At 54.6% G+C, this 20,773-nt stretch carries 14 protein-coding genes; 11 read left to right on the top strand and 3 right to left on the bottom strand.

The features are described from left to right. Positions 1-197 precede the first annotated feature (197 nt). The 3 genes from ABJ205_RS12270 to ABJ205_RS12280 are packed head-to-tail and all read left to right on the top strand — an operon-like array spanning position 198 to position 6,693. Positions 198-1,448, top strand: a complete 1,251-nt coding sequence (locus ABJ205_RS12270; protein ID WP_348160847.1) for a serine hydrolase domain-containing protein — start codon at positions 198-200, stop codon at positions 1,446-1,448. Further along, positions 1,445-2,878, top strand: coding sequence for a metallophosphoesterase (locus ABJ205_RS12275; protein ID WP_348160846.1), 1,434 nt, complete (start codon positions 1,445-1,447; stop codon positions 2,876-2,878). Before ABJ205_RS12270 ends, ABJ205_RS12275 begins: the two co-directional genes overlap by 4 nt. Further along, positions 2,875-6,693, top strand: coding sequence for a GMC family oxidoreductase N-terminal domain-containing protein (locus ABJ205_RS12280; RefSeq protein WP_348160845.1), 3,819 nt, complete (start codon positions 2,875-2,877; stop codon positions 6,691-6,693). Before ABJ205_RS12275 ends, ABJ205_RS12280 begins: the two co-directional genes overlap by 4 nt. A gap of 37 nt (positions 6,694-6,730) precedes the next feature. Here ABJ205_RS12280 and ABJ205_RS12285 read toward each other — a convergent pair whose 3' ends face one another. Further along, positions 6,731-7,189 (bottom strand): Lrp/AsnC family transcriptional regulator, encoded by a 459-nt coding sequence (locus ABJ205_RS12285; protein WP_348160844.1) that lies wholly within the window; start codon positions 7,187-7,189, stop codon positions 6,731-6,733. Between the two features lie 216 nt (positions 7,190-7,405). Here ABJ205_RS12285 and phhA point away from each other — a divergent pair, with 216 nt between their 5' ends. From phhA to ABJ205_RS12310, 5 genes are read left to right on the top strand one after another with little or no spacing between them, the layout of a single operon-like run. Further along, positions 7,406-8,254 (top strand): phenylalanine 4-monooxygenase, encoded by an 849-nt coding sequence (gene phhA / locus ABJ205_RS12290; protein ID WP_348160843.1) that lies wholly within the window; start codon positions 7,406-7,408, stop codon positions 8,252-8,254. Beyond that, on the top strand, positions 8,251-9,189 hold the full coding sequence (locus tag ABJ205_RS12295) for a tryptophan 2,3-dioxygenase family protein (protein ID WP_348160842.1): 939 nt from the start codon (positions 8,251-8,253) through the stop codon (positions 9,187-9,189). The genes phhA and ABJ205_RS12295 overlap by 4 nt, the downstream gene beginning before the upstream one ends. After that, positions 9,137-9,814: an arylformamidase gene (kynB, locus tag ABJ205_RS12300; protein WP_348160841.1), complete on the top strand. Its 678-nt coding sequence runs from the start codon at positions 9,137-9,139 to the stop codon at positions 9,812-9,814. The genes ABJ205_RS12295 and kynB overlap by 53 nt, the downstream gene beginning before the upstream one ends. Beyond that, complete coding sequence (gene kynU, locus ABJ205_RS12305; protein WP_348160840.1) at positions 9,811-11,040, top strand: kynureninase; 1,230 nt, start codon at positions 9,811-9,813, stop codon at positions 11,038-11,040. Before kynB ends, kynU begins: the two co-directional genes overlap by 4 nt. Positions 11,041-11,095: 55 nt before the next feature. Then, a complete protein-coding gene (locus tag ABJ205_RS12310; RefSeq protein WP_348160839.1) occupies positions 11,096-11,767 on the top strand; it encodes an SDR family oxidoreductase in 672 nt (223 codons plus the stop codon). Positions 11,768-11,776: 9 nt separating this feature from the next. Here the strand turns inward: ABJ205_RS12310 and ABJ205_RS12315 are convergent, their stop codons facing one another. Then, positions 11,777-12,238 carry an Lrp/AsnC family transcriptional regulator gene (locus ABJ205_RS12315; RefSeq protein WP_348160838.1) on the bottom strand — a complete coding sequence of 154 codons (462 nt, stop codon included), beginning with the start codon at positions 12,236-12,238 and terminating at the stop codon, positions 11,777-11,779. Between the two features lie 125 nt (positions 12,239-12,363). On the opposite strand from ABJ205_RS12315, the gene ald reads away from it, so the two are divergent. Then, a complete protein-coding gene (ald, locus tag ABJ205_RS12320; protein ID WP_348160837.1) occupies positions 12,364-13,479 on the top strand; it encodes an alanine dehydrogenase in 1,116 nt (371 codons plus the stop codon). A 19-nt stretch (positions 13,480-13,498) separates the two neighbouring features. On the opposite strand, the gene ABJ205_RS12325 is transcribed toward ald, so the two are convergent. Beyond that, positions 13,499-15,244, bottom strand: a complete 1,746-nt coding sequence (locus ABJ205_RS12325; protein WP_348160836.1) for a methyl-accepting chemotaxis protein — start codon at positions 15,242-15,244, stop codon at positions 13,499-13,501. 663 nt (positions 15,245-15,907) lie between these two features. On the opposite strand from ABJ205_RS12325, the gene ABJ205_RS12330 reads away from it, so the two are divergent. Beyond that, positions 15,908-18,985 (top strand): CHAT domain-containing protein, encoded by a 3,078-nt coding sequence (locus ABJ205_RS12330; protein WP_348160835.1) that lies wholly within the window; start codon positions 15,908-15,910, stop codon positions 18,983-18,985. Then, entirely contained in the window at positions 18,985-20,769 is a 1,785-nt protein-coding gene (locus ABJ205_RS12335; protein ID WP_348160834.1) for a ShlB/FhaC/HecB family hemolysin secretion/activation protein, read from the top strand. Before ABJ205_RS12330 ends, ABJ205_RS12335 begins: the two co-directional genes overlap by 1 nt. Positions 20,770-20,773 lie beyond the last annotated feature (4 nt).

Consider the following 20,773-nt stretch of genomic DNA (forward strand, 5'->3'; position numbering starts at 1 on the left):
GGTCGAGCATAAGGCTCAATTCAACAATTGGATCTGCTAGCAAAACAGGCTGTGATTGAGTGAGCTCTCAAGTAACTTGTATGAATACTTAGTGAGTACACGCCGAGGGTTTGTCCCTAACTCAGTGTTAACCAAACTGCTTTAACACATCCGCCAAGCATGAGGACCTTCATCTCATGCGCAAGCGGGGTTTCACAATGCAATCACAATCAAGTTTGCCTTCGCAAGATATAGCGGCACAAGTGGGCCCATGCGAAGGCGCAAATGGCTTTGTCGCGCCGGGATTCGAACCTGTCGCACACGCTTTTGCAGCGAGCGTTTTGTCAGGTGAAGCTCTGGGAGCAGCGTGCACTATCATCCGCAATGATGCGGTCTTGGTCGACCTTTATGGCGGGCGGAAAGATAGAAATCGCGATAAGCCTTGGGCATCTGATGACATTACCCTTGTCTATTCGCTTACCAAGGGTCTCACCGGCATGGCGGGCGCTGTTGCGGTTTCACGCGGGTTGTTCTCTTACGAAGAGGCGGTTGCGGACATCTGGCCCGAATTTGCGGCCCATGGCAAAGACCGTGTGACCGTTGGCGAGGCATTGTCAGAACAGGCTGGTCTTGCAGCAATCGACTTTAAACTCACGCTTGAGAACATTGGCGATGAGGCAGCGATTTGTGCTGCTATCGCTGCGCAAGAACCCAATTGGACGCCTGGAGATCACTCGGGCAACCACGCCTATACGCTAGGTTGGATTGCAAGTGAGCTGATCCATCGCCGCGATCGAAAGGGACGCCGACTGCCGCAATTCTTCGCTGAAGAAATTGCTGGTCCGCTTGGGCTGGACGTGTTTGTTGGCCTTCCGTCAAACTTCGACCGTGAACGCATCGCGCGGATTGAAGGGTTTGGCATGCAAGACCTGTTTATCCATCACACGACCATGCCATGGGCGCTCACGTTCGAGATGTGCCTGCCCGGTACATTGGCCTTCCGCACGCTCAACAACCCGTTGGTCCTTGCTGGGCCCGGGGCGCTCGACAATGAAGAGTTCTGGAAAGTCGGGCAGGGCGCAGCTGGAGGAATGGCTTCGGCGCGCGGTCTTGCACAGGTCTACAATGCATTTGCCCGCGGTGGTGAGAAGCTGGGCATCACTGAGCAAGTGATGGAGACCCTCAGGCAAGGGCATGCTTATCCGCATAAAGGCCTCAAGGACCAAGTGCTCACCGCCGACATGTATTATTCCTATGGCTTCGAAAAGCCGTTCAACGAGTGGGAATTTGCCCGGACCCGCAGCGCCTTTGGCAGCTTTGCGGTGGGTGGTTCACTCGCCTTCTGCGATCCTGAAGACGGTGTTTCCTACGCCTGGATCACCAATCGGCTTGGCACCGGAAAGTGGGATGACCCCCGCGAAAAAATGGTGCGCGATGCTTTCTACAAATGCCTGGAGAACTGCTCATGAGTATTGCTCAAGTTGTTCTGTCCGACGTCCATCTGGGCGCGCGCGACAGTATTATGACGCATCTAACCGCCCATGATGAGATCGCGGATGGCCCTTCTGAAGTCATGACGGCGTTTGCCAATGGAATGCGTGAAACGCTTGGAGATGCCAAACCGCAGCTTGTTCTGCTCGGCGATGCGCTTGACCTTGGGCTCTCGCCTTTCGGTGATGTTTCTAAGAGTTTTTTGCAGCTGCTTGATGCCTTCTTCCCAGTTAATGGTGAGGATATTTTTGCTCGCGAGATCATCTATATAGCTGGCAACCACGATCACCACTTGTGGCGTATTGCTCAGGATAATGGTTTCCTGGAAGCAGTTGAGGCTGGCGATATTCCAAGTGATTTGGCTTCAACCAGCCGCATTTTCGGCATGCCATCGCGCCGGTGTCGTTTGATGGAATCGCTCATGAAGCACCGTCCGCATCTTGCAGATGCTTCTGTGCACATTGCCTATCCCAATTGGGGCATTGCCAACAAAGACTTGAACCGCGCTGTTGTGATGCACCACGGGCATTACCTGGACGGCATGTACCGTGCGCTTTCCAATATGCGCGGCTTCCTTGGTGATAGCGATCCTCGTCCTGCAACTATGCAGCAGCTGGAACAAGAAAACGGGCCTTGGATTGACTTTCTGTGGTCCGACCTCGGCTCTGCAGGTGATGTGGGTAATGAAGTTGGTTCTCTTTATGAGACCATGCTTAGCGCTGGCGCGAGCCACGACTTTGCTGAAAGCCTTTCGCGCAGGATTACGGGCGGGTTGCATTCAAAACTTGGCATCAATCCCAAGATGCAGCTCAAATACGGGATCACTCTCGACAATCTGATCCGCGCAGGCGTCGATCTTACGGCTGGCCGCGCGGCAGAACGGCAGCGTGATGGCCACGGACACGTGCTTGGTCAGGACGAGGTTGATGATCTGGGTTGGTATCTGAACACGCCAGTGGCCGCTGAAATGCAAAGAGAGCTTGGCGGTATCCCGCGCGAAGTGAACTTTATCTTCGGTCATACGCATAAGCCGTTTCAAGATGAGCTTCTTGTTGATGGTTTTGAAGTGCCAGTTGGCGTTTTCAATACCGGCGGGTGGGTGCTTGATGAGCCTACTCTCATGCCAGTCCAAGGTTGTGCTGCCATGCTGATCTCCAACGAACTGGAAGTCGCCAGCCTTCGCCTATTCAATGATCCGACTGATGGCACCATGGCCCCGGTCCGCGCCGAGGGCAGTGGCCGCTTGAGCAGGCTTGTCGATGAAACTAGCGAGGCGGTGAGCCGCGCATCAAGCCATTGGACTGAATTCTCTAACATCGTTCACAAACGCATCATCGAGGAGGCCGACAAGCGCGTCGTGAAGCTCCTTGAAGAATCCGAAAAATACGCGCGGGAGGCAGCAGAATGAGCATTCAGCAGACCCCATTTGGGCAGAAACGCATCGCCAAATCGCTTAATCAAGTGAAGTCTCACTACACCGTTCTGGTTGTCGGCTCCGGCTATGGCGCTGGTGTTGCGGCGTCGCGCCTGGCACGCGCTGGACAAGATGTTTGCGTGCTTGAACGCGGGAAAGAGCATCTACCGGGCGAATACCCCAACAAGATCGCTGATGCGCAAGATGCAGTGCAGTTCAATGTCAAAGGCGGCCGGATTGGCGCGCCGAATGCGCTGTTCGAACTGCATGTGAATGATGACCAATATGCGCTCGTCGGTTGCGGCCTTGGCGGCACATCGCTCATCAATGCGAACGTCTCTTTGGAGCTCGACAAACGCCTGCTTAACCAAGCTCATTGGCCCCAAGCGTTCCGTGATAATCCGCACATGGTCGACGCCTACTATGAACGCGCACGCGAAATGCTTAATCCGAATGCGTATCCGGATACGTATCCTAAGCTTGGCAAGCTTGAGGCGCTTGAGCATTCGGCCAACGAAATGGACGAGCGCTTCTATAAGACCCCGATCAATGTCAATTTTGAGGATAAGACCAACAAGTTTGGTGTACCTCAACCGGCTTGCAACAATTGCGGTGATTGTACTTCTGGCTGCAATGTTGGTGCGAAGAACACCACGCTTATGAATTACTTGCCCGACGCGGCGAACCACGGTGCGGAAATTTTTACTGAAGCCAAGGTCTCCCATGTCGAACGCGTTGGCGATGTCTGGCATGTCCATGTCCAGCGCAATGATGGCGGCAAGGCTAGTGCGCCTGTTATCATAACAGCTGACCATGTAGTGCTCGGCGCTGGCGCTTTGGGTTCGACAGAAATCCTCCTGCGTTCGCGTGAAAAAGGGCTTCCACTCTCAGCCTGCTTAGGTGCAAGCTTCTCAGGCAATGGCGATGCATTGGGCTTTGCCTATGACAGCTATTTCAAATCCGAGCGAAAGGGCGATGAGGTCCAGGCAGAGCCGTTCTATGCGATTGGCGTTGGCGCGAATGATGTTGCGCAAGAAGCCTATCCCGGTCCGTGCATCACTGGCGTCATTGATATGCGCGATAACGAAGATGTGACCAAAGGTCTCGTCATCGAAGAGGGCGTTGCCCCCGGTATTCTCGCCGCTGGTCTTGGCCCGGCCTTCTTTTTCGGAGAAGCTCTCGCCGACGGCTTTACCCGCTTTGGTTTTGACCAGGTGAAACCGCGCCTAATGGACGCAAAAACGATGGGCGAGGCGGTTCAGAGTGACCCTGCTTCCATCGCAGATCTTGCTTACAAAGGCCCCATGGCGCGCACGCTCACATATCTTGTGATGAGTATTGATGATTCTGGTGGTCATCTCAAACTCGAAGACGACCGCCTTACCATCGAGTGGAAGCATGCCGGGCAGCAGCGCACTTTCCGCCGTGATGATGACAAGATGCGTGAGGCTGCAGAGGCGATCCAAGCGCAATATTTCTCCGACCCTCTTTGGTCAGAACCTATGGGGCAGAAACTCATCACTGTGCATCCAATCGGTGGATGCGGTATGGGTGACGATGCCGAAACGGGCGTTGTTGATGACACTTGCCGTGTGTTCGCAGGTGCGTCCGGCGCAGAGGTTCACGAGGGTCTTTATGTATGTGACGGCTCTGTCCTTCCGGGCGCTGTGGGCGTAAACCCGCTGCTTACCATCACCGCAGTATCTGAACGCGCTGTTGAATTGCTTGCTCAGCGTCAGGGCTGGACCATTGACTATTCGCTTGACCAAGAGACGGCTCTTCCACCCGCAATCGAGGCAGAAGAATTAGAGGTCGAAGTGCACGAGGTGCCCCACAAGGAGCACCTCAAACTCGGCATCGCCAAATGGGTGGCGGGCCATGCGATTGGTCCGGTAGCCGACAGCATGGTGAAAGCGGCGCAGCACTTCAGATCTGGCGCGATTGACGACGGCAAAGCGGCCATCCGTAAGCTTATTGAAGAGCACCCTGAAGCGATGAGCCCGGGTATGGATTTTACCGAAACCATGGCAGGTTACATCAGTGCGACTGGTTGCCACCACCGCCCTTGGGGCCATGTCGAGCGAATTCGTGATGACTACGAAAACGGTGCAGCGTGGGGGCAATCTGAAAAGAGCTTGTGCAGCTTCAAATTGACCGTTGCGACAGACAATCTCCACCGGATGATTGAAGACAAGAACCATCGTTCGCGGATCATTGGCGAAGTTCTTGTGACGACGATTTCGCCTGAGCCCATGAAAGTGCGCGATGGGGAATTCCAACTTCTTGTTACCAACCCCGACAAGGCTGAGAGCTGGACCATGAATTACACCATGGTTTTGGATGGACCAGACGGTCCGATCCATTTTCATGGGCATAAGACGCTGGAACAGCGCGGGAAATCCGATCCATGGACTGATCTTACGACGTTGTTCGTGACCCTTCGTCATGGCGATGAGGACGGCGAGCTTATCGGGCGCGGTGTTCTGAAACTTGGCATTGATGAATTCATGCGTCAGCTGACCACCATTACCGTCCACGACAGTGACACTTTGGTGGGTCATGTCGTGAACCTGATCCCGAAAGCGAAAAAGGCCATCGAGACCTATTTCATGGCGAAATACGCAGGCTTCTTTGCGATGAATGTGTTCCGTGCTTACGGCGGAATGTTGGCAACGCTCAACGATTTTCCCACCAAAGATGCAGAGAACCTCGTCCTTCGTGAGCTGCATTTGCCCAGGGCAGAAAGCTACATTGTACCGACCGAAGACGGCGTGAATGTGGGGCTCTCCCGTTATCGCGGCGGTATGCGCGGGCCGATTATGTTGGCTCCGGGCTTTTCGGTCAAAGCCTCAAGCTTCGCGACGCCAACGATCGACAAGAACCTGACCGAAGCCCTTGTCGAACAAGGTTATGACGTGTGGCTCTTCGATTATCGGGCAAGTGCGGATTCCGGCAATGATCGTGAGAAACCGCCAGAGTTCAATATCGACGATATTGCGCGCTACGATTGGCCGGCGGCCATCGCTAAGGTGAAGGCGGTTTCAGGCGCTGACAGCGTTCAGGCGCTTGCACATTGTGTGGGTTCGATGAGCCTTCTTATGGGGATTGGTGCCGGTTGGGTAAGCGATGTGCGCTCTCTCATCAGCTCGCAATTGACGTTGCATCCGGTAACAGACTGGCTGAATTATATGAAGTCTGACCTTGGCGTGGCAGGCGCTCTTGGAGAGGTGTCCTTACTCGACGGACATATGGATTTCGTCAGCCAAGGCAGCGATGCCGACAATCAGATCGACGCTGTCATGTATCAAGTGCCAATGCCCGAAGGGCAGGAGTGCAAAAGCCCGACTGTGCGCCGTGTCTTTGGCGTCTTCGGGCCTAGCTGGGATATCCGCCAGCTTGGTCATGACACCTATTTGGCGTTGGGCAGCATGTTCAGCCGCGTATCTCTAAGCCCGTTTGAGCATCTACAGGATATCATGCGTGCTGGAGTTGCGGTGAACAAGCAAGGCGATGCTGTTTACACCAGCCAAGAAGCAGCCCGCCGATTGGCTTTGCCGATCACCTTCTTGTCAGGCGCCACCAATCAGATTTTCTACCCTGAAAGCGGTCAGAGAACACGGGTTTGGCTTAGCCAACACAATGGCAATGACCTCTACGAGCAGCGGATTATCCCGGATTATGGCCATATGGATCTGTTCATCGGACGCAATGCGGATCGCGATGTGACACCGACTGTACTGGAAGAGCTTGAACGGCTCGACCAGATGCAGCGGCGCGAGGCCGGCGAGGCGGGGCGCCGCACCGCATAGACAATAATCTGCGCAGTGGAACTGGCAGGTCTAAAGCCTAGAGATTTTGGGCAAGGCCTGCCAACGACCCGCTGTTTTTAATCGTTTTGAGGCAGATCGTAGTTGTGCTGCCTTGCACGCCTGGCAGCTTTGATATCTCATGGCGAAGCAAATCATCGAGATGCTCAACGCTGCTGGCATAGACCCTGAGCAGATAGTCGCTCGAGCCCGCGGTTGTGTGGCATTCCATGATCGCTGGGTGATTGCACACAGCCTTTTCAAAGTCCGAATATGCGTCAAAGCCGATTGTTACCGAGATATGGCATTGCACACCCAGGCCGAGAGACGCCGGATCAAGACGCGCGCCAAAGCTTGAGATAACTCCCTCATCGCGCAAGCGTTGAACCCGGTTCCAGCACGGGGATTTGGACAGACCAACTTTATCCGCCAGCTCCGCAAATGAGATGCGCCCGTCGCGTTCGAGCAAGCTCACGATCTTCCAATCAAGATGATCCATTCCAGCCCTCATTCGATCAAGGTTAGTTCAGTAAGTACAGGCGGAGAGTATGTTATGAACAGTCTCATTGAAATGGAACAATGTTCTTTTTTGGATTCAATTAGTAAGAATATGTTCTGATTTAGAGCGGTTTGCAAGCGATTTTAGGACAATGGTCGCGTGAAAATCGTCTAATGTGCTGCAATGCTGATTACAGGCGAAAGAGGATCAACCACCATGGGTGCAGCGCATTTCTTTGAAACGCCGCCAGAGGACGTCGCCGAGGATTGGAGCATGTCTCAAAATTGGGCGCAATTTACCCAAAACGACCACGACCGCTGGAGTCACTTTGCCGCAAAGCAGACTAGGGCGCTCCAAGGGCTTGCCTCTGATACATTCCTTGAGGGAGTGCGCGCACTCGAACTCGATACTATGGGTGTACCGGACTTTGACCGTTGGAACGAACGTTTGCGCGAAGTCACAGGGTGGGAAGTGGTTGCCGTGCCAGGCGTCATTCCGAACGAACCCTTCTTCAAAATGTTGGCTGAACGCAAATTCCCGGTTGCCGATTTCCTTCGTCAGGGACCTTCATTTGAATACAGCGACGAACCTGACATGTTTCACGATGTCTTTGGCCATATGCCGATGTTCATCGATCCCACCTTTGGCGAATTTATGAGCGCCTATGGCCGCGCTGGTATCAGGGCCGAACGGCAAGGCATGTCTGATTGGTTAGGGCGGCTTTATCTTCATACGGTCGAATTCGGTCTTATCCGTCAGGGTGGCGGGCTTCGCGCTTACGGCGCTGGCCTCATGTCGAGTTATGCCGAGACGGTGCATGCACTCACCAGTGGCGCGCCTCGCCGGCTACAATTTGACTTACCGCGTTTGATGCGGACCCAGTGGCCGTTTGATGAGTTCCAGCCGACCTATTTCGTGATCGAGAGCTTTGACGCGCTGCTCGAAGAAATGGAGACGACGAGCCTTAAACACGTGTATGCAAGCGTTTCGGACTTGCCGTTGATCCCCATTGGCGAAAGCGTGCCGGGGGATTGCGAATATGAGAAAGCTGGCGCGGACGCATGAGCATCAAGAAGACTATCGTCGATGGGGTCGAAACCTTCGAGGCGCAGATTGATGGTGAGACGATCCAATGGGACCGGGGGCTTTCCTATGCCCGTCATATTCAGATCGAAGCGCTCTTAAACAGTCAGGTTCCGGTGTCGGATAAGCCCGATGAAATGCTCTTCATCATCATGCATCAGACGATGGAGCTTTGGATAAAGCTGGCGCTGCATGAGGCCAATCAGGCGATCGAAGCTTTGCGTTCTGATGAACTGGGCAAGGCGGAGAAAACGCTCGACAGGATTGCGACCGTGTTGCGCCATATGATCCATTCGTGGGAAGTGCTGGCGACCCTTTCTCCGCATGATTTCCTCAGTTTCCGGGGTTTTCTTCGCAAGGCATCTGGCTTTCAATCGCATCAATATCGCGCATTGGAATTTTGCCTCGGGCTAAAACGCGCAGACCTTGTGCTGGTGCATAATGATGATCCGGAAAAACGCTCTCATCTGGAAGAGGTGCTGGCGGCGCCATCGCTCTATGATGAGCTGCTGCGCCTGCTTGCACGCCGGGGATTTGGCATTCCTGCCAGTAGGTTAGAGCGCGACTTTGCGCAAGAGTATGAACCTTGTAACGAAGTTGAAGACGTTTGGCTTGCGATTTACTCCAATCCTGAAAACAATTGGGATCTCTACAGCCTTGCTGAAAAAGTCACTGCGGTTGAGTACTATTTTCAAGAATGGCGTTTTAAGCACATGAAGACGGTTAGCCGTGTGATTGGTCATAAGTCTGGGACCGGCGGGTCATCGGGTGTGAATTATCTGGTGAAGGCATTGGACCTCCCATTTTTCCCGGAACTTTGGGCGATGCGTACGCGCATGACTGCCCCAAAGGAGGGCGGCGTATATGCCGATATTGAAGATGGCCAAGATGAAGGAGGCTGTCCTCTTGGTCACTAAGATGTGGGATATTACGCAGAAACTGGGTTCGCGTACGCCGTTATGGCCCGGTGAGCCCGACCTTGTGGTCCAGCGCAATGTTGATCTTGGCCCCGATTGCCCGGTCAACATCGGCCAAGTTACCGCGCCGCTTCATGCTGGAACCCATGCCGACGCGCCGCTCCATTATTCCAACGACGGCGTTGATAGCGCGGGCTCTTCGCTGGCAGCATATATTGGGCCATGCGTGGTCGTCGATGTGCGGCATGCCGGGGAACGCGTTGAGGCGGAGGATTGTGATTGGTCGGCGATGGGAGGTACCTCGCGCGTCCTATTTCGCACCTATGACCGCTTTCCCCATGATGCATGGGATGAGAACTTCAAAGCCATTGCGCCCGATGTCGTGGCGCGGCTTCGCGAAGGCGGGGCCGTCTTGATTGGCGTTGATACGCCTTCGCTTGATCCGCAGACCTCTAAAACGATGGAGGCCCATCGCGAAGTGCTGGCCGGTGATATGCGCATCTTAGAAGGGCTGGTGCTCGATGATGTGCCGCCGGGAGCGTATGAGCTTATTGCCTTGCCTCTCCCGTTGGAAGGCGCGGATGCGAGCCCGGTTCGCGCTATTTTGAGAGAGCTTACTCAATGACCATCACGCCCGGCACAATCGCGCAGATGGACGCTGCCGATCCGCTTGCGCGTTTTCGTGATGAATTCGCGATACGCGAAGGGTTGATCTACCTCGACGGCAATTCGCTGGGCATGATGCCCAAACGGACCGTGGCACGAATGAACCGAACGATAACCGAAGAATGGGCGGACGGGCTTATCACAAGTTGGCTGGGTGCGGATTGGGTCAATTCGGCGGCCCGTATTGGCGATAAGATTGGCCAGATTATCGGAGCTGAGGCGGGTGAGGTGATCGCGGGTGACAGCACTTCGATCAATATCTTCAAGGCTCTTACCGCTGCACTTTCCTTGCAAGAGGGACGGCGTGTGCTCCTAACCGAGACCACCAATTTCCCGACCGATAACTATATGATGCAAGGCCTTGCTCGCTTTGGTGATCTCGAATGCCGCGAGGTTGGACCAGACGCGGTTCTCGATGCGCTTGATGAAAGTGTGGCAGTGCTGCTCCTTACTCAGGTGCATTACAAAACCGCACGCATTCGCGACATGGCTGAGGTCACGGCCCGCGCGCATGAAAAGGGCGTTTTGGTAGTCTGGGATCTTAGCCATTCGGCAGGCGCGATCGAAGTTGATCTTAATGGTGCAAACGCGGACTTTGCGGTGGGCTGCGGGTACAAATTTCTAAATGGAGGCCCCGGTGCGCCCGCATATCTTTTCGCTGCCAAGCGTCACCACCATGCGAACCCGGTTTTAACCGGCTGGTTTGGCCATGCGCGCCCCTTTGATTTCGATGGAGCATTTGAGCCAGCGACCGGAATCGACCGCTTCCAATGTGGGACACCTCCCGTATTGGGGATGAGCGCATTGGAAGAGGGGGTTGACCTCATGCTGGAGGCGGACATGGGCGCTTTGCGGCAAAAGAGCGTCGCATTGTCCGAACTGTTTGTTGATCTGATGGGGCAGAGCTGCGGCGAATATGGGTTCGAATTTATCTGTCCCAAGGATAGCGATGAGCGCGGCAGCCAAGTCGCCTTTGCCCACGATCAAGCCTATGCCATAATCCAAGCCTTAAAGGCGCGTGATGTGATTGGCGATTTTCGCGCTCCCAACATCATGCGTTTTGGCATCACGCCGCTTTATCTGAGCTTCTCCGATATTGCAGAAGGTGTGGAGCGATTGCGCATGATCTGTGAACAGCGCGAATGGGACTGGAAAGAATACCGCACGCGCGCGGCAGTCACTTGACGCGAAGGACGCGCCTTTCCAGAGGCGAGCTCTGTTAGGAAGGATAAAGCATAAGATGAAAACTGTTCTTGTCACCGGTGCGTGCGGCATTGTTGGAGCCGTGGTTTGGGAAACGCTTTCGCAATCGGGCTATGATGTCATCGGTGTGGATTTGGCGGAAAGTCTGCCTTTCGAAGGGGAAGGGCTTGATTTTCGAGGCGGGGTTGATCTGACAAGTGAGGACGCGGTTCAGGGGTTGGCGGACGCTATCAAGGCGCAAGGACGCACGCTTTATGGGCTGGTCAATATTGCAGGCGGTTTTGTGTGGGAGGAGACGCTTTCCGGTCCTACCGACACGTGGAGCCGGATGTTCGAGATGAATGTGATGACCACTCTCAATTCTTGCCGCGCATTCGCGCCGCTGCTGGCAAACCCATCCAGCATAATCAATATCGGTGCGGCGGCCGCTGATAAAGCGGGTCTTGGGATGGGCGCATACGCCGCGTCAAAGTCCGCCGTTATCAAGCTTAGCGAAGCTTTGAATGAAGAACTCAGGGCAAGAGGCGTTCGGGTAAATGTCATTTCGCCGACAATTGTCGATACCCCGACTAATCGCAACGACATGCCTGATAACGACTTTAACGACTGGGTCGCCCCCAGCCAGATCGCCAATCTGGTGGCATTCCTGCTTTCGGATAAGTCTGCTGCGATCAACGGTGAAAATGTGCGCATTCGCGGGCAGGTTTAGGTCCAAACGCTAGTCACCTAGAACGGGATAACCACGCCAAGGTTTGACCTCGCGGATGGAAAAACTGCTTTTCATAGTGGCAACGCCGGGAAGCTTGGCCAACGCTTTGCGGTGGATCCTGTCGAAGTGGTCGAGGTCCTTTGCCGCGATCCGCAGCATGTAATCCGCTTCGCCTGATAACAGATGGCAAGAGAGAACCTCTTCAAAACCGCAGGCCGCCTCCTCAAACCGATCCATCGCCTCTTGTCCCTGGTTGGCGAGTGTAATCTCGACAAACGCCTGCATCTTGAGCCCGAGTTTCCTCGCATCAAGCCGCGCCGCATAGCCGGTGATGGTGCCATCCGTTTCAAACGCGCGCATCTTGCGGTGAGTGGCTGAACTCGACATGCCGACTTCTCCCGCAAGATCTGCGATGGAGCGGCTGGAGTCTTCTTGAAGCTCGCGCAAAAGGCGAATGTCTGAATTTGGCAAAATTTCCCTCCATAAGGAAAAAATTGGGTGAAGTTCCCAGTGTGAAGCGCGTGTCTTGCATAATAGGGGGAAATTCCCGTGGCAATGGTGATATTATCCGTAGTGTAATTGAGAGGAAATTTGTCATGCGTGTCGGTTGTCCAAAAGAGATCAAGAATCACGAATATCGTGTCGGTTTAACGCCAGAGAGCGTGCGAGAACTGGCCACCCATGGTCACGAGGTTTGGATCGAAAGCGGTGCTGGCCTTGGCATCGGCGCATCCGATGAAAGCTATATTGAGGCAGGTGCCAAGATTGCCGATGGGCCCGACCCAATCTTCGCCGAGTGCGAAATGGTTGTGAAGGTCAAGGAACCCCAAGCAGTTGAACGCGCCAAGCTGCGCAAAGATCAAGTGCTCTATACCTACCTCCACCTGGCACCCGACCCCGAGCAAACGAGCGACCTTGTGAAATCAGGCGTTACTGCGATTGCTTATGAGACGGTCACTGGCGCGGAAGGATCGCTCCCATTGCTTAAGCCCATGAGCCAGGTCGCCGGCCGAATGAGTGTGCAAGCAGGTGCCAGCGCCCTTGAAAAAGCGCATGGCGGCCGCGGCGTATTGCTTGGCGGTGTGCCCGGTGTTTTGCCTGCTAAAGTAACAGTGATCGGCGGCGGGGTTGTTGGCTTTAATGCAGCCCAAATGGCTGCAGGACTTGGCGCTGATGTCACCATCCTTGATCGCAACCCAGAGGTTTTGGAGAAGCTCGCGATCCACTTTGAAGCGCGCGCCAAGACACGGTTTTCTAACCTTGCCAACCTGCAAGAAGCGGTGTGCGAGGCAGACCTTGTGATCGGTGCAGTGCTGATCCCTGGAGCAGCGGCTCCAAAGCTGGTTTCACGTGATCTGCTCAAGAAGATGCAGCCGGGTGCAGTGTTGGTCGATGTCGCCATTGACCAAGGTGGGTGTTTTGAAACCTCTAAGGCGACAACTCACGCAGAACCGACTTATGTCGTTGACGATGTGGTGCATTATTGCGTTGCCAATATGCCCGGTGCGGTTGCTCGGACCAGCACCTATGCGCTCAACAATGTAACGTTGCCTCACGCTCTGCGGATTGCCAATCTGGGGTGGAAAGAGGCTCTTCGCACTGACCCTCATCTCGCAGAAGGGCTCAACGTTCACGCAGGTTCAGTCGTGTATAAAGCCGTCGCGGATGAGTTGGGCTATGATTACGTGCCGGTTGCCAATGTGCTTGTGTAAGGCGGTCTAGGAGTAGAACTCAATCTTGAGCTCGGCGTATTTGTTCAAGGAAATCGGCGACTTTGTGTTTGAGCAAGTCGGCTTGCGTCTCCAAGTGGTTGGAGGCAGTCATGAGTTCGGCTGACACTTGGCCGACGCTGGCTGCGGTGCTGCGCAATCCTTGGGTTGTAGCTGACACGTCAGCGGCACCTGTCGCGGCAAGATCAATGCTCTGAGCGAGACTTCGACTGGCTTGGGATTGTTGGTTCATCGCTGCGGCAATATTGGCGGCTGAAGTTTCAACGGCTCCGATTTGCTTCCGCATATCGGCAAGCTCCTGCGCGCTTGCCTGTGTCCGAAGTTGCATATCTTCTATGTTGCTTGAGACATCGCGTGTGGCGCGACTGGTTTGGATGGCAAGGTCTTTAACCTCGGCGGCCACAACAGCAAAGCCGCGTCCCGCCTCGCCCCCTCGCACGGCTTCGATCGAAGCGTTGATCGCAAGGAGGCGAGTTCGCCCAGCGATCGAATCAATGAGATTGGCAATGTCGCCAATTCCTTCTGCGCGATTCATGAGATCGGCAACGCTGGCGTCAGTTGCGGTTGCTGTTTGATTGGTGAAACGCGCGAGCTGTGCTGCTGTTTCGGCTTGTTCTGATACATTATCGATTGAGACAGCAAATTCGTCCGATGCCGCCGCAGCTGCGGTGCTTCCATGGGCGACTTGATCGATCGCGGTCGCAATGTCTGCAATTTGTGCGGTCGCACTCGATGCTTCGCGCGACACATCCTTTGCCGTGGCACTAAGACGCGAAGCGGCGGCAGCGACAATGCCAGAAACCTCGCCGATATTGGCTTCGAACCGGGCGGCGAGATCAAACAGTTCCTTGCGGCGGGCTTGATCCTTGTGGACCCGGCGCTCTTCCTCGCGATTGCGCTCCTGTTCGCGTGCTTCGAGCAGGCCGCGCTCGGCCTCATGGGCAGTTTCGATCGCAAGCCGTTTCTCGGCCTCGCTTGCCTCCAACTCTGCGGCATCACTGACGTGCTGCAAGGCGTCGCGGGACCGGCGCAGGAATTGGGCATAAAGGAGCAATACCAGATATATCCAAGCCGATATGTAATAGAGGCTATTGGTTTTGTCTGGCACGAGACTGGCAAGAATTCCGCCGCTGGCAACGATGCCCATAAAACCTAGGGCGAGTAGGGGATGGGGCGAGCAACCAATCCCGCCCATTGCAATCACAGCGACCCCGGCTCCAACGGAAATTCCCTGCCATTCATCCGGTAAAAAGACGATTGTTGTGTAAACGAAGATTGACCATCCTACAGCGATGCCAAGCAAGGATATGAAGGTGACAACAGTTCCCGATCTTGGGTTGTTGTATTGAACCTTGCAAAAGCGCGAACCTGGCATGCAGCATAGCCCAATCGCGAGAAAGAACACGTTTGTGAGCAGAGCAAGCCGGACAAGCCACGTCAGATCACCAACACCGACGGCAAAGCCGATCACCCCCATCACCAGCACGCTGGACCAACCTGTTTGCACCAGATAGGCGGCAACATAATTGTTTTGATACGTGCGTTGCAGTGTCTCCCAGCGCGGATTGTATGCTGGAACCCCTAAAATCGTGATTGTCTTGGCGAAGACTGTGTTTGGCGGCGCTTTGGCGGGGAGAGTTCCGTTCGGTAATCCCTGTGCTCGAGCGCCGCTATGCCCTGCATCAATGCCATGGTCATCTTGGACCAAAAGAGTTCTTATCAGTGGTTCTGGGGTTACCGCATTCATCGCCTGCCCGCCTTTGGCAATGGCTCTAAGTTGACTGGGTTGAAGGGAACTTAAATAGGGTTTGCGGGTTAGCCCCTCGGGAAAACTACCTTCTATCATACCGCCCAAATAGACAGATGGGACCGAGGACTACAGCAAAGTCCCGTTTGATCCCTTGAGCTTGATATAGCGGTGGGTTCGCCTGTGCCGTCACCATAATGGTCTTGTGAGGAGTGTGCAGGAACGTATGTCTGCGGCGCATTGTTTGAGGGGGGATAGGTGAATGAGAGTTGGAAAAATGACAAACTTGTGATCGCGGCCTTGGCAAAGTCGAGCAAGGGAGAATGTTCATTCAAAACGTGATTTCCATCACTGCATTCCCATTAAAGTCCCATTAGGTTCAGCTCTTATTGAAGCGCAGAATTGATCCAGATTCGTGTCAGGTCACAAAAAGAGGTACACTTTGTGGGTTAGGCGAATGCGGCGATTCTGAAGCTTGCCGTGTTCTTACAATGTAGATGCGCAAAGCGTCTCTAAGGTGCGACAATGTAATGAGGGGGGGCTTTCTTTTCCCGCTGTGAGGGCAGCGACATGGGAAGAGGGTTTGAGGCTCCCAAAAAGGGGGTAAATGTGGGGCGTATTTCCACAAAAATTTCAGCTATCTGCGCGATTCTTGCAGTATCGATGACGGGTGCCTCGGCACAAACTGGATCGGTTCTGACAGCGGACAGTTTTCCAATCGGCGATAGCGATGGGATCTTGTGCCAAGTGCAAGATCGCAGCATCGACAATCCGGCCAAGCAGTCGATTTTCGACCGTCGCTGGGCGATTGTGTGCCGCGATAGCCCGCGACCCATTGCAGAGATTTTTGCGTTTGAAAGCTTTGATGCCGAGGCGCGAGAAGCCATCAAATCCATGCGCCGCTTTGCTGTGAGCTGCCCGGCGGGCGCCACGATGGTACCTGGCCCGGTTGCTGGGTCTCGCAAACAAATTTGCACAGTCGATGAAACACAGCTTGATTGGAGTCAGATATCAAGTGAGTCAGACGGACTGACCTATTACGCTGAGGGCTTTAGTGCGTATGACGATGCGACAGCTTTGGCTTTGCGTTCGGTACTTGGCAACGCGGTGGCACAAGGGACAATTGATGCTGCCTCGACAAGCGTTTCTGACCCACTGTCCTTTGCACGCGTTCAGGCGGACACACTAAAACCAGAGCAGGCGTTGGCCGAAGGATATCGCCGAAATCTAGCCGGGGAATATGCAGAGGCGGCGGCTTATTTTGAGACGCTGCAAAAGCGGTTGCAGGATGATGGTGATGATGCGATCAATCCCGGCGAGTTTTTCGTCAACCGGGCTTTGCAAAAGAGCAATCTGGGCGAATTTTCCGTCGCCAATAAACTGTTTGAACAGGCTCGAGATTTTGGCGGCGATGATCAGATAACAGCGCGACTATTGCGCAATTTCGAGGCGATCCACCTCCTCAATCAAGGGTTTGGCGATGCGGCTATCGACCGTTTGAGCCAGACCCTTCCGCCTAGCGCATTGGGGGCAAGGTCGGCGGACGGCGAACTCTCGATCACAGTGCCCATTTCAGAGCGTCTCAACCGCGAACAACGCGGCGGATATCTGTTTGGCATTGTCGATGAATTGAGCCTTACGGCCGAAGAGCGCGCGAAGATTGTGGATGCGCAGGCGTTGCAAATTCGCGGGACTGCAAAGCGTCTTGGCGGAGACCTTGAAGGGGCTCGTGAAGATCTGATTACGGCCTATGAACAGGCTTTGGCGGTGCGCGATGGCCGGGTGACGTCGATCACACGCTTCCGCAGCCAAATTCTCGGTGATCTGGCTTTGATTGCTGAGCGGCAAGGAGATGCAGCATTAGCAGAGGACTATCTACGTAATGGGCTCGCATTGGTGCGTGCGCAATTCCCAGAGCGGCGCACAGTAACTGCATCAGAGGCTCGGCTTGCCTCTTTCTTGCTTCGCGAAAATCGTGAAGGGGAGGCGCTTGAGCTATACGGCAATGTGATTGAAAGCGCGCTTGGTAAGCGCAATGCGACCATCGGTTTTGCCAACCAGCTGAACCCGTATTACGAACTTCTTGCGAGCAGAGTTGCAAGCGATCCAGAGGCAGCAAATGCCTTCTTTAAAGCGGCTCAAGTTTTGATCCGGCCCGGCGTTGCTGAAACGCAGGCCGTGCTTGCAAGACGGTTGAGCTCCAAATCCGATGAGGCATCTCGCCTGTTCCGCCAGTCAACCGATCTGGGCCGCGAAATCGAACGCTCACGCATTCGTTTCGCAGCATTGAGCGCACAGCCTGAGACGGCGGGAACGAAGGCACGTTCAGATGAGCTTTTGGCCCAGATTGCGCGGTTGGAAGACGCGCAAATCAAAACACAAGTCCAGCTTAATGCTTTCCCGCAATACCGGGTGGTTTCGCCGTCATCGCTGGAGCTAGATGAATTTCGAGCCACGTTGAGACCCGGCGAAGTCTATGCCCGGGTTGCATTGGTTAGCGATGACGTCTTCGTCTTCTTCACCGACCGCCAGAAGGCATCCGCTTACCGCGTTGATATGACCACTGATGAACTCGAAACGCAGGTCGATATCATCCGGGAATCGATCTCGGTTTTTGATGGTGGTCAGAACATCACATTCCCCTTTGAGATTGCTTCGGCCCGCGAACTTTATGGTAGGCTTTTTGGCCCGATTGCACAGGACCTTGAGGGTGCTGAGCATATCATCTTTGAGCCGGACGGGGCCTTGCTTCGCCTGCCGATTGATCTGTTGGTCACGGACGATGCGTCAGTGGAGCGATACCAAACTCAGCTCGTCGGGCCACAGGGTGATGAGTATGACTTTCGCGGTGTAAATTGGCTTGCGCGTGGCCGGACGATTAGCACGGCTGTCTCGGCAGAAGCGTTTGTCCAATCGCGCCGTTCGCAAAATTCGCGGGCGAAGCGTGAGTATGTCGGCTTTGGTGAGAATGCTCCTGTGGGCACAAGCTTTCCAGCAAGCTTCACATCTGACGCGGCACGCACTTCGCTCGATTGTTTTTGGCCAACAGGCCAATGGAACGACCCGATCAGCGCCAACGAACTGCGAACAGCAGCGGGCCTTATTGGTTCAGATTTGGCACAAGTTGTCACCCAAGAGAGTTTCACTGACGAAAGCATCAAAACGCGCGATGATCTCAATGAGTTTCGGGTGCTACACTTTGCCACGCACGGTTTGGTCACAGCGCCCAATCCCAATTGCCCGACAATGCCCGCACTCGTGACTTCCTTTGGCGGGGCAGGCTCTGATGGTCTGCTCAGCTTTGAAGAGATTTACGAGCTCAACCTTGATGCCGACCTCATCATCTTATCAGCATGTGACACGGCGGGTGCCGTCAGTATCGAAGCAACACTTGCCGCTGGTATTCAATCTGGCGGTGGTTCTGAGCTGGAAGGATTGGTTCGCGCCTTCATCGGGGCAGGCGGGCGTGCAGTCATGGCAAGCCATTGGCCGGTTCCCGATGATTTCAACTCCACAGAACGATTGATGGCTGAAATGTTCCGTAGGGGACAAAATCAAACCATCGGCCAAGCGCTCGGTCAATCGCGTGCACTTTTGATGGATGAGGCGGCAACATCGCACCCGTTCTATTGGTCGGCCTTTGCCGTGATCGGTGATGCGACACGCCCATTGCTTACGGGCGCGAGCACTGATCGAAGCCAAAATATTGCCATGCTGGATAAGCGTGGAGGAGCACAATAATGCACACGTCTGTTTGGAAAACTGCCAGCATTGCTGTGCTCGGCATGACCGCTGTCGCGCCAAGTGTTGCTTTTGCACAAGGCCAGATTGCACCCACTCGTGAAGAAATCGACAGACGCGGGATTGAGGCTGAATTGCGCGGTGAAAGCAATCCGGTTTCGGTCGAAGGCGACATTGAGCGTGCACCTTGCCCGCTCGCTGCTGACCAGTTTGCTGATGTACGTTTTACGTTTAGCGCGCCTCAATTCTCGGGGCTTGAAGGCATCGATCCTTCTATTTTGCAGCCTGCCTATTCCGAGTATGTTGGCAGCGAGATTCCCGTCGCGACCATTTGTGACATTCGCGACCGTGCAGCCACAATATTGCGCGCCAATGGATACCTTGCTGCGGTTCAGGTGCCGGCCCAAACCATTGGCGAAGGCACCGTCGAATTCGACGTCCTATTAGCCAAAATGCAATCTGTTCAAGTGCGCGGTGATGCAGGCAGTTCAGGCAAAGCGTTGCAGCCGATCCTTGATAAGCTTGCAAGCAGCAAAGTGTTTAACGCCAAAGAGGCAGAACGTTATCTTCTTTTGGCGCGGGACATTCCAGGCCTTGATGTTCGTCTTACACTCCAGCCATTGACCGCAGAGCAAGGCGGCGCGCCTGGAGACGTGGTTGGCGTCTTCGACGTTGTGCACACGCCGGTGATCATCGATGTGAACTTTCAGAATTTCGGCTCCCAGCAAATTGGACGCTTTGGCGGGCTTGCGCGTGTGCGGTTTAATGGTCTCACCGGGCTTGGTGACGAAACCATGATCAGCGCTTATTCGACCCATGACTTTGACGAGCAAATCGTCGCATCGGCATATCACGAGTTTAAGGTCGGTTCGGAAGGGTTGACGTTTGGAATTTCTGGCACAAAGGCATGGTCACAACCTAACGTGCCTGGACCCAATGTGTTCGACACCGACACCTTGGCGATCTCTGCTTATGCACGCTACCCATTGATACGGTCGCAGGCCAAGAATTTGAGCCTTTCGGTTGGCGGTGATTTCATCAACCAAAGCGTTGATTTCACCGATCTTGATTTTAGCAGAGACGAACTACGCGTTGCGTTTGCTCGCCTCGATTTTTCAGGCAATGACGAAGGAAGCATCAATGGGCGCGGCGGTTTCACCGTTTTCGAACCAAAATTTGCTTACCAAGCGATGCTGGAAGTTCGCCAGGGCCTAGACGTGTTGGGCGCAAGTCCGGATTGCGGAGTGGGCTTTGCGACATGCCTTGCGTCAGGCGTCGTTCCGCCAAGCCGACTGGACGGTGATGCAACCGGATTTGTTTTGCGCGGCGACACGAACGTTACTTACCGTCCAACGCCCACCTTCGGTTTAACGGCCAGAACGCGTTTCCAATGGTCGCCTGACGCTTTGCTGGGTTACGAGCAATATTCAGGCGGTAACTTCACGGTTGGGCGCGGTTACGATCCTGGCGCGATCATCGGCGATGAAGGCATAGGGTTCCAGCTTGAAGCTTTCGCTGGTTCTCTAATCCCCGAAACACCTGACGGCGTCGCGGTCCAGCCATTCGCATTCGTCGACTACGCAACCGTCTCAGTAAACAATATTGCTGATGATAGTGACACGCTGACCTCTGTTGGAGGAGGAGTACGCATGGCGATCGGGCGTCAGGCCTTGTTCGACCTGTTTGCTGCCGTTCCGTTGGACCGATCCGATTTCGCAGCCAGCCGAGGTGATGTCCGGATCCTGGGTACCCTTACAGTGCAGCTGAAGCCCTGGTTCAATTGAGCCC

Origin of the sequence: Erythrobacter sp. (assembly GCF_039988855.1) — a bacterium.
Lineage (GTDB): Bacteria > Pseudomonadota > Alphaproteobacteria > Sphingomonadales > Sphingomonadaceae > Erythrobacter.

What these genes read in the sequence shown, in the direction of transcription:
- ABJ205_RS12270 (WP_348160847.1), top strand. Translation starts at nt 198, where the DNA reads ATGCAATCACAATCAAGTTTGCCTTCGCAAGATATAGCGGCACAAGTG.
- ABJ205_RS12275 (WP_348160846.1), top strand. Translation starts at nt 1,445, where the DNA reads ATGAGTATTGCTCAAGTTGTTCTGTCCGACGTCCATCTGGGCGCGCGC.
- ABJ205_RS12280 (WP_348160845.1), top strand. Translation starts at nt 2,875, where the DNA reads ATGAGCATTCAGCAGACCCCATTTGGGCAGAAACGCATCGCCAAATCG.
- ABJ205_RS12285 (WP_348160844.1), bottom strand. Translation starts at nt 7,189, where the DNA reads ATGGATCATCTTGATTGGAAGATCGTGAGCTTGCTCGAACGCGACGGG.
- phhA (WP_348160843.1), top strand. Translation starts at nt 7,406, where the DNA reads ATGGGTGCAGCGCATTTCTTTGAAACGCCGCCAGAGGACGTCGCCGAG.
- ABJ205_RS12295 (WP_348160842.1), top strand. Translation starts at nt 8,251, where the DNA reads ATGAGCATCAAGAAGACTATCGTCGATGGGGTCGAAACCTTCGAGGCG.
- kynB (WP_348160841.1), top strand. Translation starts at nt 9,137, where the DNA reads ATGCCGATATTGAAGATGGCCAAGATGAAGGAGGCTGTCCTCTTGGTC.
- kynU (WP_348160840.1), top strand. Translation starts at nt 9,811, where the DNA reads ATGACCATCACGCCCGGCACAATCGCGCAGATGGACGCTGCCGATCCG.
- ABJ205_RS12310 (WP_348160839.1), top strand. Translation starts at nt 11,096, where the DNA reads ATGAAAACTGTTCTTGTCACCGGTGCGTGCGGCATTGTTGGAGCCGTG.
- ald (WP_348160837.1), top strand. Translation starts at nt 12,364, where the DNA reads ATGCGTGTCGGTTGTCCAAAAGAGATCAAGAATCACGAATATCGTGTC.
- ABJ205_RS12325 (WP_348160836.1), bottom strand. Translation starts at nt 15,244, where the DNA reads ATGAATGCGGTAACCCCAGAACCACTGATAAGAACTCTTTTGGTCCAA.
- ABJ205_RS12330 (WP_348160835.1), top strand. Translation starts at nt 15,908, where the DNA reads ATGACGGGTGCCTCGGCACAAACTGGATCGGTTCTGACAGCGGACAGT.
- ABJ205_RS12335 (WP_348160834.1), top strand. Translation starts at nt 18,985, where the DNA reads ATGCACACGTCTGTTTGGAAAACTGCCAGCATTGCTGTGCTCGGCATG.